1 pseudogene is annotated in these 466 nt (G+C 64.8%); it reads left to right on the forward strand.

Going from position 1 to position 466, the window contains the following annotated elements:
• Positions 1-21: 21 nt before the first annotated feature.
• Positions 22-466: pseudogene (gene cysW / locus KVT32_RS28715) on the forward strand (sulfate/thiosulfate ABC transporter permease CysW); the annotation flags it as partial.

Consider the following 466-nt stretch of genomic DNA (forward strand, 5'->3'; position numbering starts at 1 on the left):
GCGCAAACGGGCGGGCAAGAAATGAGCGCTGCACTCGATACCATCGTTGACAAACCCACCGTCGTGGCGCCGCGCTCCTTGCGCGCGCCGAAAACCAATACCTTCGAGCCGAACTGGGTGCGCTGGGCGCTAATCGCCGTCGCGCTGACCTTCCTGACCCTGTTCCTGTTCGTGCCGCTGGCGGCCGTGTTCACCGAAGCGCTCAAGCGCGGCTGGGACACCTACGTCGAATCGATCCTCGACCCGGATGCGATCTCGGCCATCAAGCTGACCCTGATCGCCGCCGGCATTTCGGTGCCTTTGAACCTGGTGTTCGGCGTGGCCGCGGCCTGGGCCATCGCCAAGTTCGACTTCCGCGGCAAAAGCGTGCTGCTGACCCTGATCGACCTGCCGTTCTCGGTCTCGCCCGTGATCGCCGGCCTGATCTACGTGCTGCTGTTCGGCGCCCAGGGCTGGTTCGGCGAAT

Origin of the sequence: Achromobacter sp. GbtcB20 (genome assembly GCF_019091095.1) — a bacterium.
GTDB lineage: Bacteria > Pseudomonadota > Gammaproteobacteria > Burkholderiales > Burkholderiaceae_B > Achromobacter > Achromobacter mucicolens.